15 protein-coding genes are annotated in these 12,861 nt (G+C 66.5%); 6 read left to right on the top strand and 9 right to left on the bottom strand.

The features are described 5' to 3' along the window. Positions 1-4 precede the first annotated feature (4 nt). The gene (locus tag E3O65_RS10820) at positions 5-208 is read right to left on the bottom strand and encodes a hypothetical protein (RefSeq protein ID WP_134363730.1); all 204 of its coding nucleotides are present in this window, start codon (positions 206-208) and stop codon (positions 5-7) included. A 278-nt stretch (positions 209-486) separates the two neighbouring features. Beyond that, the gene (locus E3O65_RS10815; RefSeq protein ID WP_134363729.1) at positions 487-849 is read right to left on the bottom strand and encodes a hypothetical protein; all 363 of its coding nucleotides are present in this window, start codon (positions 847-849) and stop codon (positions 487-489) included. A gap of 243 nt (positions 850-1,092) precedes the next feature. Here E3O65_RS10815 and E3O65_RS10810 point away from each other — a divergent pair, with 243 nt between their 5' ends. Next, entirely contained in the window at positions 1,093-1,968 is an 876-nt protein-coding gene (locus tag E3O65_RS10810) for a Cof-type HAD-IIB family hydrolase (protein ID WP_134363728.1), read from the top strand. Between the two features lie 46 nt (positions 1,969-2,014). On the opposite strand, the gene E3O65_RS10805 is transcribed toward E3O65_RS10810, so the two are convergent. Further along, the gene (locus E3O65_RS10805) at positions 2,015-2,950 is read right to left on the bottom strand and encodes a DnaJ domain-containing protein (RefSeq protein WP_134363727.1); all 936 of its coding nucleotides are present in this window, start codon (positions 2,948-2,950) and stop codon (positions 2,015-2,017) included. Between the two features lie 142 nt (positions 2,951-3,092). On the opposite strand from E3O65_RS10805, the gene E3O65_RS10800 reads away from it, so the two are divergent. Beyond that, positions 3,093-3,740, top strand: coding sequence for a DUF1345 domain-containing protein (locus tag E3O65_RS10800; RefSeq protein ID WP_241985594.1), 648 nt, complete (start codon positions 3,093-3,095; stop codon positions 3,738-3,740). Here E3O65_RS10800 and E3O65_RS10795 read toward each other — a convergent pair whose 3' ends face one another. From E3O65_RS10795 to E3O65_RS10790, 3 genes are all read right to left on the bottom strand, one after another. Next, on the bottom strand, positions 3,741-4,586 hold the full coding sequence (locus tag E3O65_RS10795; protein WP_134363726.1) for an SMP-30/gluconolactonase/LRE family protein: 846 nt from the start codon (positions 4,584-4,586) through the stop codon (positions 3,741-3,743). It lies immediately after the preceding gene. Between the two features lie 32 nt (positions 4,587-4,618). After that, on the bottom strand, positions 4,619-4,783 hold the full coding sequence (locus E3O65_RS16725; protein ID WP_166785726.1) for a hypothetical protein: 165 nt from the start codon (positions 4,781-4,783) through the stop codon (positions 4,619-4,621). A gap of 69 nt (positions 4,784-4,852) precedes the next feature. Beyond that, the gene (locus E3O65_RS10790) at positions 4,853-5,566 is read right to left on the bottom strand and encodes an SOS response-associated peptidase (RefSeq protein ID WP_134363725.1); all 714 of its coding nucleotides are present in this window, start codon (positions 5,564-5,566) and stop codon (positions 4,853-4,855) included. Positions 5,567-5,670: 104 nt separating this feature from the next. Between E3O65_RS10790 and E3O65_RS10785 the strand changes: the two genes are divergently transcribed. Beyond that, the gene (locus E3O65_RS10785; RefSeq protein WP_241985595.1) at positions 5,671-6,555 is read left to right on the top strand and encodes a DUF3097 domain-containing protein; all 885 of its coding nucleotides are present in this window, start codon (positions 5,671-5,673) and stop codon (positions 6,553-6,555) included. A 244-nt stretch (positions 6,556-6,799) separates the two neighbouring features. Then, on the top strand, positions 6,800-7,003 hold the full coding sequence (gene cspE, locus E3O65_RS10780) for a transcription antiterminator/RNA stability regulator CspE (RefSeq protein WP_035840308.1): 204 nt from the start codon (positions 6,800-6,802) through the stop codon (positions 7,001-7,003). A 103-nt stretch (positions 7,004-7,106) separates the two neighbouring features. Here cspE and E3O65_RS10775 read toward each other — a convergent pair whose 3' ends face one another. Continuing rightward, a complete protein-coding gene (locus tag E3O65_RS10775; RefSeq protein ID WP_134363724.1) occupies positions 7,107-7,586 on the bottom strand; it encodes an Lrp/AsnC family transcriptional regulator in 480 nt (159 codons plus the stop codon). A 118-nt stretch (positions 7,587-7,704) separates the two neighbouring features. On the opposite strand from E3O65_RS10775, the gene E3O65_RS10770 reads away from it, so the two are divergent. Then, complete coding sequence (locus E3O65_RS10770; protein ID WP_134364097.1) at positions 7,705-8,925, top strand: trans-sulfuration enzyme family protein; 1,221 nt, start codon at positions 7,705-7,707, stop codon at positions 8,923-8,925. Between the two features lie 16 nt (positions 8,926-8,941). Here the strand turns inward: E3O65_RS10770 and E3O65_RS10765 are convergent, their stop codons facing one another. Then, a complete protein-coding gene (locus E3O65_RS10765) occupies positions 8,942-10,831 on the bottom strand; it encodes a DEAD/DEAH box helicase (protein WP_134363723.1) in 1,890 nt (629 codons plus the stop codon). Between E3O65_RS10765 and E3O65_RS10760 the strand changes: the two genes are divergently transcribed. Beyond that, on the top strand, positions 10,814-11,602 hold the full coding sequence (locus E3O65_RS10760; RefSeq protein WP_134363722.1) for an SGNH/GDSL hydrolase family protein: 789 nt from the start codon (positions 10,814-10,816) through the stop codon (positions 11,600-11,602). The genes E3O65_RS10765 and E3O65_RS10760 overlap by 18 nt on opposite strands. 21 nt (positions 11,603-11,623) lie before the next feature. Here the strand turns inward: E3O65_RS10760 and E3O65_RS10755 are convergent, their stop codons facing one another. Then, positions 11,624-12,856: a D-alanyl-D-alanine carboxypeptidase family protein gene (locus E3O65_RS10755; protein ID WP_134363721.1), complete on the bottom strand. Its 1,233-nt coding sequence runs from the start codon at positions 12,854-12,856 to the stop codon at positions 11,624-11,626. Between the last annotated feature and the right edge of the window lie 5 nt (positions 12,857-12,861).

Genomic DNA, 12,861 nt, shown 5'->3' with positions numbered 1-12,861 from the left:
CCTTCTACACGCGCCTCCCGAAGCGAGCGTGGATCGGATGCCTCCACCGGGGCGCCCACCACGGGCCCTTCTCGAAGTCGGGCCGGTCGTACCGGATCTCCCGCACGACGGCCGGACCCTCGCTCTGCTCGACGCCGACCCGTGACACCCCGTAGCCGTTGACCTTCAGCGGCGGTGTCGTGCCCGTGACGTTCAGCAGCGTCGCCACCGCCAAGGCCAGGGCCGCGTTCCGGAGCTGACAGGTAGACCCCGTGGATGAGCAGGGACAACGACTCCGTGTCCTTCCCGTCATCACCCCGCAGCAGGTCGGCGGCCCGGCCTGCCTCACCCTCCACCGTGGGTCCGGCGCTGGAGAGCCGCTGGAAGAGACTCTCCCCCGTCGCCCCGAACAGCGCCGTCGGCACGCATGCGGCGATCGTGATCGCCCAGACCTCAGCTCGTGAGCGTTCCCCGGCTTTCGCCGCGCTCGAATGTCCGGGTGAGAGTTCAGGGTGCTTCGTCGACGATGCCGATAAAGGCGTTGCCGATGCCGTCGACCTCGGTGCGACTCAGACCGGCGGCAGGACCTGGGAGCTCTTCGGGACCGTGGTAGTCGCAGGTCAGGTACGTGAACGCCGGCCACCATTTCTTGGGGCGCGCGGCCTCGGAGAACCCGCAGACTTCGCAGCGAAGTTCCACCCAGACCGGCTTCCTGCCGGTGCGGTTGGCACGGGACTGAACGAGCCACGCCGGCGGGGTGCGCTCGATCTCAGCCAGCTCGGCCTCGGACATCCGGGCGGGCAGATCGTGGCGCTGCGCCATTTCGAGCGGAATATCGAGGCGCAGTGCAGCCATTCGTCGCGTAATCATCTCGGATAAGAATAGTTGCTCCCGCACCGGTCGCGGTTACTCTCGTGGACAAGGCCGCGCACCCTGCAGGTCGACCGCCAGGAGGACTGCCACCGCTCCAGACACCCGCGCCCGCAGAGCGGTGCCGCCCAGGGACTCGACCACGAACGGCACAGTGACGATGGAGGTACGCTGATCCCGGCGCCGCGCGCCGAGCCGGACCGGCACGGCGCGCAGAAATCTCAGCCCGTGAAAGACTGAGGCATGCGCGATATTGTCTCCCCTCTCGGCCTGCTCCTCGACGTGGACGGGCCGATCGCCAGCCCCGTCACCCGCACCATCGCCACGCCCAGCATCATCACGGACCTCATCCGGCTGGCCGGAGCCAACGTTCCCATCGCCTTCATCACCGGCCGGTCGTCAACCTTCATCCGCGAGCAGGTTGTCGCGCCGCTTCGGGCTGCCGGCCTTCCTGAATCGATGCGAATGTACGGCGTCTGCGAGAAGGGCGCCGTCTGGTTCCCGATCACGGCCGAAGGCATAGGCGACATCGTCATCGACGAAACAGTGGCCCTGCCCGTTGCTGCCGTCGAGCTGCTGCGCACCCTCGTGGCGGACCGTTTCGCCGACACGATGTTCTTCGACGAGACGAAGCAGGCCATGGTATCCGTCGAGCAGCGCACGGATGCCGATGACGCCCGGTACCAGACGGCCGCCGCCGAGTTCACCGAGGCCGCATTCTCGGCGCTCGTGGGACTCGGGCTGGGCATCCGTTTCGGTGATCGCATCGTTTCGGACGCTGCCGGCGCCGTGGGGTTTCGGATCGACCCGACCATCATCTCCACCGACATCGAGTCGGTCACCCTCGACAAGGACCGCGGTGCGGAGCGGGCCCTGGCCTTCTTCTCCGAATCGGGTTCGCTCCCCCTGGTCTGGCGGTCGGTCGGGGACTCGCGTAGCGACTACCTGATGGCGGACCATCTGCACACCGCCGGGTACGACGTGGCTCACGTGGACGTGCGGCCGTCCGACGGCATCCTCGACCGCCCCTACCCAGTGATCGTTGAAGGGGACTTGATCCACGATGCGGCGGGTGCCAAGTTCCTCCGCCACTGGGTTGACAAGCTCGGCCTGCGCTGAGGCCTCCGCTGCGGCTAGCGCTGCGACTTACGGACACGTGCCCGGGTCAGTCGGAGGTGAACCGGATACCGTCCTGCAGGCGGCTGCGCACCTCGAACACCTTCTCGAAACTGCCACGGTCCATCCCGGGTAGCCCGCTCCGGAGCACTCCGATCAGTCGCGACCGGGGCAAGGTGATGACCGTCGGTCGGCGGCCGCGTCCGGGAACGGCCAGCGGCTCCGTGAGGGCATCGTCAGGCAGCACGATCAGGACCGCTGTGAATCGGATCCGGAGCGACTTCGCAAGGGCCCGCACGGCGCCTTCGACCTCCTCGATGGGCCGATCGTCGGGCCCGAGGGCCTCACCGACGAGCTCTCCGCGGCGAAGCTGAACCGCTCCGCCCCAGTCCTCGGAGAGGACCGCGAACAGTCCGGCCGGTCCGAGGACGACGTGGTCCACCTTCGCCTGGTGAGTGCCTGCCACCACGTCGTGCCAAGCCGTGAAGCCGATACCAAGACCCGAGACGAGCTGCGCGGTCGATTCCTCGGCCAGCGCCTTCGCCAGACAGTGCCGGATCTCCCGAGGCGCGGAACGAATCAGCGCGGGTTCGTACGGGTCGTCAATGGCGCGCCCACGCCCGACCCACTCCCGGAGGAGGTCCAGGTAGCGCTGGCGCGCCTCACCGCCCGGATGGCCGTACATACGTGCGCGCGGTCCGGCCTGGGTGGCCGGGCTGCGCCCGGTACCGGACGCGTACGCGGTTCGCACCGGCTCGGCCGTGGATTCCGGGTACCGACGGCGGTCGTAGTCGGCCCGGCTTCCCGGACTTCCGATGCGTTCCCACGCAATCTGCACGGCGTGGAAGGAAGCGGCGTCTCCGCCGACATCCGGATGCGTGTGGCGGAGCAGACGACGGTAGGCACGACGGAGTTCGTCGTCGGTTGCCGACGGGCTGACGCCGAGCACCTCGTAGGGCGACGCCGCGGTCGGGCTCTCTGACATCCAGCGATCTCTTTCAGCGTTAGTGCGGCCTGCAGTGGAACCGCCGTTCATTCGTTACCTCACACTACCGACCCAGGCTGGCATCTCGCCTGACGGTCTTGGCGCGTCCCGGGACATCACGCATACGTGGCACGATCGGCATATGACAAGGCAGAATCGTCGGCTGCACCGCTCGAGCACCCGATTGCTCGGCATGTTCTCGGTGGGTGTCGTAATCGGCGCTGCAACCGGAGTATCCGCGGATTGGACTCTGGCTCCGATCGTCGGCTGGGCGGCAGCGTGCGTCACCTACGTCTCCTGGGTGTGGTTGACCATCGGACCGATGGACATCGCGAGCACGGCCCGCCACGCAGCCGGGGAGGATTCATCCCGGGGCGCGGCCGACATCCTGATCCTTCTCAGCAGCCTCGGAAGTCTCGGCGCCCTGGTGGTGCTTCTGGTTGGGACCCAGGCCACAACTGGTGCGCAGCGCGGCATGCTCGCGGCGGCAGCCGTTCTCAGCGTCGGGCTCTCCTGGACGCTGGTGCACACCCTCTTCACTCTCCGGTACGCGTCGCTGTACTACTCGGGCACGCCCGGCGGTGTGGATTTCAACCAGGCCGAGCGGCCGAGCTACGGGGATTTCGCGTACCTCGCGTTCACCATCGGGATGACATTCCAGGTGTCCGACACGACCTTGCAGTTACACGCCATCCGGATGACCGCCCTACGCCACAGCCTGCTGTCGTACCTGTTCGGGTCTTTCATCCTGGCGACCCTGATCAACCTTGTGGCCGGTTTGCTGCGCTGATCAGCCCGCAAATTTCCGGACCGGGCGGCCGGCCACGCCGACGTCGGCCACGAAGAGTGACCCTGCCAACGGGTCCTGCCCCGGCCTGAGGTTCTCTCGCGTGGTGGTGATGATGAGCTGCTTGAGTTCTTTGCCGCCGAACGTGCACGCAGTCACGTTGGTGGCGCCGACGTCCACGATTCCGTCGAGCCGGCCGTCCGGCGTGTACCGGCGCACAGCGCTTCCTCCGTAGAGAGCCACCCACACACCTCCCTCGCTGTCAACGGTCAGGCCGTCGGGAAACCCGTCTTCGGATGGGATCTCCGCGAAGCGGCGCAGCCCGGTCAGGCCGGACTCGCGGCAGTAGTCCAGCACGGCGATCCGACCGCTAGGGGTGTCGTTGAAGTAGGCGAGGGAGCCGTCCGGGCTCCACTCCAACCCGTTCGAGATGGTGAGGCCCTCCAGGACGACAGTCACCGTGCCGTCCGGATCCAGCCGGTACAACCGTGCCGCCCCGGGCGACTGGTCGTAGGCCATGGTTCCGCAGTAGAAGCGACCATGCGGGTCGCAGCCACCATCGTTCATCCGCAACCCGGGGTCAAGCTCCAGCGCACCGAAATCGGTGATCGTGCCCGCAGCGTCTTCCAGTGCGAAACCGCTCTCAAGAGCGATCACGGCACCGCCCGAGCGCCGTGGACGAAGTGCCGCCGCAATACTGCCGACGTGCCGGCGGCTGACAGTGTCACCCTGCAGGGAGAGCACATCACCGGCGTACAGATCAACCCAGCGCAGTCCGCCCCAACTCTCGGACCAGACCGGACCTTCACCGTGGAAGGCGACCGGGTCGGTCCTCTGTGTGGCGTGCACGGATGCTGCTGTCCGGCCGGAAAACGAAGGTGTCAGTCGCGGAGAACCTGGACCGGAATGGCCACGGCCAGGGAAACGCAGAGGATTCCGCTGAGGAAAATGGGCAACTGCCAGGCCGTCACCTCGAATGCGAACCCGAACAGCCAGAGACCGAAGACGAAAATGGCCATTGCGACGGTGAAGGCGACGGCGTTCATGGTGCGATCCTTTCGAGCGATGCCCGCACGCGGTGCCGGGCCGATGAATCGAGCGTACCGGTTCGCTCGTCAGATGGTAGACGGCTCCCCGACGGGCTCGATCAGTTCCGGTCCATCGCCACGCACGGGAGCCACCTCGTGGTACCGCAGGCTTTCTCCCGATTCACGGGATGCGGCCACTGCCGCGTTCACCAGGTCCTGGTCTCCGACCGTATGGGGGTCGAGCCACTGGTCCCACCACTCCTCGCCGACGATCACCGGCATGCGGTCGTGCAGGGCCGCCAGCGATCCCTCAGCGTCCTGGGTCAGTATCGTCGCCGACAGAACCCAGCGGGCCGGATCGTCGTCGGACAGTGCCGGATTTCGCCACCACGAGTACAGGCCGGCGAAGGAGAGCGGCAACCCGTCATCCGAGTGGATGAAGTACGGGGTCTTCACTGTGCCGGACGTGCGCCACTCGTAGTAGCCGGTGGCAGGCACGAGTGCTCGTCGGGAGGCGACCGAGGTGGCGAACGTCGGCTTGGCCGCAGCGGTTTCTGAGCGCGCATTGAACGTGGGGAAGCCGCCCTGGAGCTCGGTTGCGAATGCGGGAACGAGGGACCACCGCGCGGATTCGAGACGCCGCACGACCGACCCTGATTTCGCCGACTCGAGCACGATGGGGATCTGTTCGGTGGGCTTGATGTTCCACGACGGTGCAGGGAGATTCTCGCCCTCGTGCTCGACGTCGAACATCGCGGCGAGATCGGACGCCGTATCCGTGATGATGAATCGACCGCACATAGCGCTTAGGTTACTACCGCCCGCCGACACCGGTTCGATTGCGCCGGGCATCCGCTAGCGTCGATTCCGGCGTCGGCACGGCGCAGGAGCGAGATTGGCCAGGAATGGACGAGCGGAATATGCAGGAACGTCACGGCGCGGACCAGTACGGCGCAGATCGGTACAGCGCGGATGTGCTCTCCCCGGGTTGGCGCGAGAGCGGTCGAAAGGTCATTCCGAACCGGGAGGCTGTGACCGATCTCGTTGTCGAAGAAGTTGCAACCGGGTTCTGTGGCGCCGTGGTGCGGGTCGAGAAGAAGATCGTCACCCTGGAAGACCGCCATGGCAAGCTGCGGCTCTTCCCGCTCGGGGGCGGCTTCCTGATCGACGGCGAGCCCGTGGTCCTCGTCGTACCGGCACGCTCCACTTCGCACAGCCGTGCACGCACGGCATCGGGATCCTTAGCCGTGACGGATGCTCCGGCTCGCATAGCCAGGGCCAGCCGCATCTTCGTCGAGGGCCGGCACGACGCAGAACTGGTCGAAAAGGTTTGGGGCGCTGACCTGCGCATCGAGGGCGTCGTGGTCGAGTACATCCAGGGCGTGGACAACCTCGAGGTGCTCCTGAAGGAATTCCGTCCGGGACCCACCCGACGCGTCGGGGTATTGGTCGATCACCTCGTCGCCGGCTCGAAGGAGAGCCGGATCGCCCAGGCCGTGGCGCACGGGCCAAACGCACGCAATGTGCTGGTGGTCGGACATCCGTACATCGACGTCTGGCAGTCAGTGAAACCGGAACGCCTGGGAATGGCAGCCTGGCCCAGCATTCCGCGCAGCATCGAGTGGAAGCACGGTATCTGCGAGGCCCTCGGCTGGCCCCACGAGGAGCAGGCCGACATTGCCAGGGCCTGGCAACGGATCCTCGGCCGGGTGCGCACCTACGCCGACCTTGAGCCGCAGCTTCTGGGCCGGGTCGAGCAGTTGATCGACTTCGTCACCACAGAGAACTGAGCACTTCCACGGATTTGGGCAATTCTTGCAAGAAACGTAACGCTTTGGAACCGAATCAGCGCAGAATCCGGGTGCAACCGAGCGATGTGGGCTAGAGTTATCCCAGTAGTTGTAGTGCTTGCACGTCTTAAAACGTGGTGACTCCGGTTGCCGCGGCGTATTCCTTTCGGAAGCGGACGACGAATACCGCGACGAACGGCCTCGAAAGTCGGGGCCTTTCTATTACTCCTGGAGGAGTTTCATAATGGCAACAGGTACCGTGAAATGGTTCAACGCTGAAAAGGGCTTCGGCTTCATCGCTCCCGACGACGGAAGCGCTGACGTGTTCGCGCACTACTCCGCGATCGCTTCGAACGGCTACAAGTCGCTCGACGAGAACCAGAAGGTCGAGTTCGAGGTAACCCAGGGCCCCAAGGGTCCTCAGGCCGAGAACATCCGCGCCCTCTAAGCTGCGGAACTGCGCGCACAGCGCAACTGCTCACCGAGCCTCACAGCTCACGAGCTTCCAGAACGCCCCTGCTTCGGCAGGGGCGTTCTGTGCGTCACCGGCCCTACTTGACGAGATCCTGCCAGCCGTCGCCATCGACATACTCGAAAATGAGGTTGGTTTCAGTGTGGGCGACGGCCGGATGCTCTGCGAGATGCTCGAGCACGAAATCGCGCAAGTCAGAGGCGTCCGCCGCGGCCACGTGCAGCAGGTAGTCATCGGCACCGGCGGTGTGGAAAAGGCCGATCACGCCCGGCCAGTGCGGCGCCGCAGAACGGAAGTCGTCGATCTGCACTCGGGCGTGCTTGACCAGTCGCACCGAGATCAGCGCCTGTAAAGATGCACCCAGCGCCGCGAGGTCGATATTCGCCCGGTAGCCTCGGATGTGTCCCAGCTGCTGGAGCCGCCGCAGGCGCAGCGACACGGTCGATTCGGCGACGCCGATCTCAGCGGCCAGTGCTGCGCCGGAGGCACGCGCATTGACCGACAGGGCACGCAGCAGTGCACGGTCGACCCGGTCGATTTCTGTTTTCTTCGGTTCCATCGCCACACTCTTTCTTCCTTGAGCAGCTTATGCGATTCAACGACTTGTTTCGGAAGGGTCTTCACTCCATCTTGCGCATCGCCACAGATTCTGTTTTTGTCTCTTCATGATGCCAACGATGCCACTGCTGCCGATCGACGAGACCACCCCGCGTACGCTGACCCCGCACCTGGACACAATTGCCGTGCACGGCGGCATGACGGGGGTGACCGCATCAGGATCACACGTGCCCGTGATCGACCTCTCGACGACCAACCCACTGGCGGGCGTCGAATGCGGCGGCGACTCGTATGAGAATCTAGCGACCGGCGGCACAAAGCGAGAGGGTGACTCCGCGGTATACCAGAGGCTCTGGCAGCCGGGTGTAGCCCGATTCGAAACGGCCCTATCGGCGTTGGAGGGCACCGAGGGCACGGTCGCCTTCGCCAGCGGGATGGCCGCACTGGCGGCAGTGCTGATCGCTTCCGTTGCCGCCGGCACGCCACACGTGGTGGCGCTGCGACCGATCTACGGCGGCACCGACCATGTACTTGCCACGGGTCTGCTGGGCACGACGGTGACTTGGGTCGACACTGACGGGGTCGCGGCGGCGATTCGACCCGACACCGGGCTGGTCATCCTGGAGTCCCCGGCTAACCCAACGCTCTCCCTGACCGACATCGCGGCCGTGGTGGCATCAGCCGGACGTGTGCCGGTTCTGGTCGACAACACGTTCGCCACCCCCGTGCTGCAGCGTCCGTCAGAGTCAGGCGCAACCCTCGTGCTGCACAGCGCGACCAAATTCCTGGGCGGCCACGGGGACGTGATGGGCGGCACGGTCTCCGGTCCCGAAAGCTGGATGGCGCGCCTGCGGCAGGTGCGCGCGCTGACCGGCGGCGTCCTGCACCCGTTCGCCGCCTATTTGCTGCATCGGGGTCTGCGCACGCTGCCGGTGCGAGTGCGCGCCCAGCAGGCAACCGCCGGCACGATCGCGGATCGCCTACTCGGACATCCGTCCGTCGCCCAGGTGCTGTATCCGGCTCTGCCCGGGCAGGATCCCCTGGGGCTTCTGGGCCGCCAGGCCAGCGGTGCCGGGTCGATCATAGCCCTGGATCTGGCCGGCGGATTCGACGCGGCCGTGCGGTTCACCGAGGCCTGCTCTCTGATCACCCACGCGGTCTCCCTCGGTGGAGTCGACTCCCTGGTGCAGCATCCGGCCTCGCTCACCCACCGACCGGTGGAGGCCGGCGCCCGCCCCGGGGCTGGAATCGTGCGGCTGTCCATCGGCCTCGAGCACCCCGACGACCTCCTCGACGACATCCTCACCGCCCTCGACGTGGCGCGGGAAGCCGTCGTCTGAGTCGGCTGCGTCCGAGTCAGCTGCGGCCGAGTCGGCGGCGGAGCAGGTCGATTCGGTTCTGCAGTTGGGTCACGCTCGCCTGTGCCACCGCGGGGCCGCCGCACTCGCGGCGAAGTTCGGCGTGCACCATTCCGTGCGGTTCCCCGGCCAGCTTCGACCACATGCCCACGAGGCTCGCCAGCAGAGTGCGCTGCTCCTTGAGGGTTCGGTACAGCGGCGGTGGCTCCGGTGGGGAAACCTCGCCCGTGACGGGGTCCTTGCGGCGGTCGGTGGAGCGTTTGGCCTGCCGGTGCTGGCGCTGGCGCAACAGCTCCGAAACCTGCTCGGGTTCGAGCAGCCCGGGGATGCCGATGAAGTCGAATTCCTCGTCGGTGCCCGGCTCCGCCAACTCGCCGAACTCGTCACCGTTGAACATGACCATGTCGAAAGTGGCCTGAGAATCAATGGCCTGCCAGGTGAATTCCTCGCCGAGGTCGTCGGAGGCCTTCTCCGACTTGTTGGCGTCGGCGACCATAGCGTCTTCAGGGTTGTACATCCCGTCTTCGCCGTCGTCGCGGTTGCTGCGGTCGAGGGCGTGGTCGCGCTCAAGCTCGAGCGCATTCGCCAGGCTGAGCAGGCTGGGAACATTGGGCAGGAAAATGGACGCCGTCTCACCTCGGCGTCGGGCGCGAACGAACCGGCCGATCGCCTGGGCGAAGAAGAGCGGGGTGGATGCGCTGGTCGCGTAGACGCCTACGGCGAGGCGAGGCACGTCGACGCCCTCCGACACCATCCGTACCGCAACCATCCACCGCGAGGTGTTATGCGAGAACTCGTCGATCCGGTCGCTCGACTCCTTCTCGTCGGAGAGCACCACGGTGACCGACTCCCCCGAGATCTCCTGAAGGATGGCCGCATAGGCGCGCGCCATGGTCTGGTCGGTCGCGATCACAAGACCACCGGCATCCGGGATGCCGTGGCGCACCTGGGTCAGGCGCAAGTCGGCAGCCCGCAGAACGGCGGGGATCCACTGACCGGTGGGCTCCAGAGCCGTGCGCCAGGCCTGGGACGTCACGTCCTTGGTGTTGCCCTCTCCGAGCTTGGCTTCCATCTCGTCGCCCGCCCGCGTGCGCCACTTCATGTGCCCGGCGTAGACCATGAACATGACCGGGCGCACGACGCCGTCTTCGAGGGCGCGACCGTAGCCGTAGTTGTAGTCGCTCTGGGACAGACGAATGCCGTGCTCGTCGGGCAGGTAACTCACAAAAGGAATGGGCGAGGTGTCCGAGCGGAACGGGGTGCCGGTGAGCGAGAGCCGGCGGGTGGCCGGTTCGAACGCCTCACGGATCGCGTCGCCCCAGCTCAGCGCGTCTCCGCCGTGGTGCACCTCGTCGAGGATCACGAGGGTGCGGCTGGACTGGGTGAGCTGCCTGTGCAGGGCCGCCCGGCTGGCCACCTGGGCGTAGGTGACTGCGATGCCGTGGTAGTGCTTACCGTAGCGGCCGTTGGCGTTCTTGAAGTTCGGGTCAAGCCGGATGCCCGCTCGTGCCGCGGCATCCGCCCACTGTCGTTTGAGGTGCTCAGTGGGAGCGACCACGGTAATGCTGTCGATCAGCCGGCGGGCCTTGAGCTCTGCGGCGAGGCGCAGGGCGAAGGTGGTCTTGCCTGCGCCCGGCGTCGCGGCGGCGAGGAAATCACGCGGCTGGTGAACGAAATACGCTTCCAATGCCTCTGCTTGCCAAGCCCGCAGCTTCCCGGCTGTGCCCCATGCGGCGCGCTCTGGGAACGACGGCGAGAGGTGTTCGGCTGCACTCGTCCCCTGGGCAGGACCGAAGGGGGGTGGAGTATTCACTTCATAAGAACTTACCCGCTGCGCGGACGCCTGTGGGTCCGGGGGGAGAATGGAGCCATGACGACGACGATGCATCCGTGGTCCCGCTATGTCGCCCTGGGCGATTCCTTCACCGAGGGCGTGGGTGATCCGGAGCAGAACAGCCCGGGTGGCAACCGGGGCTGGTCGGACCGCGTCGCCGAGGTGCTCAGCCAGGGCGCACCGGACTTCGCCTACGCCAACCTTGCCGTGCGCGGCAAGCTGATCGACCAGGTCATAGCCGAGCAGATCGACCCGGCACTGGCACTGCGCCCCGACCTGATCACCTTCTCGGCGGGCGGCAACGACGTGCTCCGGCCCGGGTCGGACCCTGATGCGATCGCCGCCCGGTGCGAGGAGGCGGTTGCCCGCCTCAGCCGGGACAACGCGACCATCGTTCTCTTCACGGGCGCCGATGTGGGCTTCTCCCCCGTGTTCCGCGGCATCCGCGGCAAGATCGCCATCTACAACGAGAATATGCGCGCGGTGGCGGCGAAGTACGACTGCATCGTCGCCGACCTCTGGTCGCTCACCGCGATCCAGGATGCCGGCATGTGGTCCACGGACCGGCTGCACCTGAATGCCCTCGGTCATCACACGGTGGCTCGGACGGTGCTGTCCGTCCTCAACGTGCCCAATTCACTCCAACCTCAGAAGCCAGAACCTCTGCCGGTCCGTACCTTCCGGGAGGCCCGAACCGAGGACATGCAGTGGGCGCGAGAATACTTGCTGCCCTGGGTGCTGCGTCGCATCCGCCACCAGTCGTCCGGCGACCATGTGCTGCCCAAGCGCCCCGACGCCGCGCCGTTCAGCCAACCGCGCCACTGAACCCGTTGGGATGCAGGTCGCTCAGCCCGCGGCTAGCGCCCCCGGGTGGGTAAAGCGCCAGCCGGGACCTGGGTCGGTCAGTTCGCGCTCGAGCACCAGCGGCACGCTCACGGTGGTGTCGCCCACCTGGAAGTCCACGGCGCCCGCCTTTTCGCCGGCCTCGCCAAGAGTGACCGGGCGGGCCGTCGAAACCGCCGTGATGGGCGTGTCGGACCACACGACGGCGGATGCCGACTCGGCCGCAACCGCCCGGCTCGTCTGACCCCACTGTGTGTCGTAGGACGCATACGCGGCCCCCTTGTCCGCGAGGGTGACCTCTCGGAAACCGGGTTCAACGCTGTCGAGCAGGTCCACGATCGATTCGTTCAACTCGGTGTGCGTGTCACCGCCGAGCATGACGCCGACCAGGGTGACGGTTTCGTCGCCGACGGCGAATTCGGCCGAGTACAGCAGGCAGGCGCCGGCCTCATCCGTGGTGCCCGTCTTCAGCCCGGTCACCCCGTGCGTGCCGATCAACTTGTTGGTGTTGACGACGGTTCCGATACCGGGCAAATCGGATGTCTGCATCGCGACGATCGAGGCCAGCACGGGATTCGCCAGTGCGAGCTTCCCGATCGTGACCAGGTCGCTCGGACTGCTTACGCTGGCGGGCGACAAGCCGCTGGTGTCGGCCACGGCAGTGTCCGTCAGGCCGTTCTCAGCCAGCCACGAGTCGGCGGCGGTCAGATAGGCCTCCACGGAACCGTACGCCCAGATCGCCAAGGAAATGCTGTAATTGTTGGCGGAGGGCAGCAGCATGGCCTCGAAGGCCTCACGCTGGTTGAGCACCAGACCGTCCGAGACGGGAGCGACCGATCCGTCTTCGGCGATCACGTCGTAGTAGATGTCGACGTCTGCCTCGGTGAAGGTGATGTCCGGGCCCGACTCGTCACCGGTCAGCGGCTTCTCCTCGAGCAGCACGAGGGCTGTGACCATCTTGGTGATGCTGGCGATCGGCATCGACTCCTGCTCGCCCGCGTCCCCGAGCAGATCCGGGTAGCCGACCGCACCGATGGCGCCTGCCCCCGTGTCGGGCCAGTCGAGTTCGGCGGCCGGCTGAGTCAGTGCGGCCGGTTGAACCAGCTCCACAGCCGCGGCCGGCACCGGCGCGAGCCCGGTGCCGGCCAGGTAGCCGATTCCGCCTACTGCGACGACGAGGGCGGCTACGACGGCAACCCGACGGCGGAGGAACATTTGGCGTCGGGACAGTGGCATCCGAC

The organism is Cryobacterium breve (assembly GCF_004402375.1).
Lineage (GTDB): Bacteria > Actinomycetota > Actinomycetes > Actinomycetales > Microbacteriaceae > Cryobacterium > Cryobacterium breve.
Note: the sequence above shows the minus strand (reverse complement) of the source record. Positions and strands in the feature narration are given on the sequence as shown.

Excerpts from the sequence above, each read along its gene's own strand:
- cspE (WP_035840308.1), top strand. The coding sequence starts at position 6,800 with ATGGCAACAGGTACCGTGAAATGGTTCAACGCTGAAAAGGGCTTCGGC.
- E3O65_RS10770 (WP_134364097.1), top strand. The coding sequence starts at position 7,705 with ATGCCACTGCTGCCGATCGACGAGACCACCCCGCGTACGCTGACCCCG.
- E3O65_RS10815 (WP_134363729.1), bottom strand. The coding sequence starts at position 849 with ATGATTACGCGACGAATGGCTGCACTGCGCCTCGATATTCCGCTCGAA.
- E3O65_RS10805 (WP_134363727.1), bottom strand. The coding sequence starts at position 2,950 with ATGTCAGAGAGCCCGACCGCGGCGTCGCCCTACGAGGTGCTCGGCGTC.
- E3O65_RS10785 (WP_241985595.1), top strand. The coding sequence starts at position 5,671 with ATGGACGAGCGGAATATGCAGGAACGTCACGGCGCGGACCAGTACGGC.
- E3O65_RS10810 (WP_134363728.1), top strand. The coding sequence starts at position 1,093 with ATGCGCGATATTGTCTCCCCTCTCGGCCTGCTCCTCGACGTGGACGGG.
- E3O65_RS10775 (WP_134363724.1), bottom strand. The coding sequence starts at position 7,586 with ATGGAACCGAAGAAAACAGAAATCGACCGGGTCGACCGTGCACTGCTG.
- E3O65_RS10800 (WP_241985594.1), top strand. The coding sequence starts at position 3,093 with ATGACAAGGCAGAATCGTCGGCTGCACCGCTCGAGCACCCGATTGCTC.
- E3O65_RS10765 (WP_134363723.1), bottom strand. The coding sequence starts at position 10,831 with ATGCATCGTCGTCGTCATGGCTCCATTCTCCCCCCGGACCCACAGGCG.
- E3O65_RS10790 (WP_134363725.1), bottom strand. The coding sequence starts at position 5,566 with ATGTGCGGTCGATTCATCATCACGGATACGGCGTCCGATCTCGCCGCG.
- E3O65_RS10760 (WP_134363722.1), top strand. The coding sequence starts at position 10,814 with ATGACGACGACGATGCATCCGTGGTCCCGCTATGTCGCCCTGGGCGAT.
- E3O65_RS16725 (WP_166785726.1), bottom strand. The coding sequence starts at position 4,783 with ATGAACGCCGTCGCCTTCACCGTCGCAATGGCCATTTTCGTCTTCGGT.
- E3O65_RS10755 (WP_134363721.1), bottom strand. The coding sequence starts at position 12,856 with ATGCCACTGTCCCGACGCCAAATGTTCCTCCGCCGTCGGGTTGCCGTC.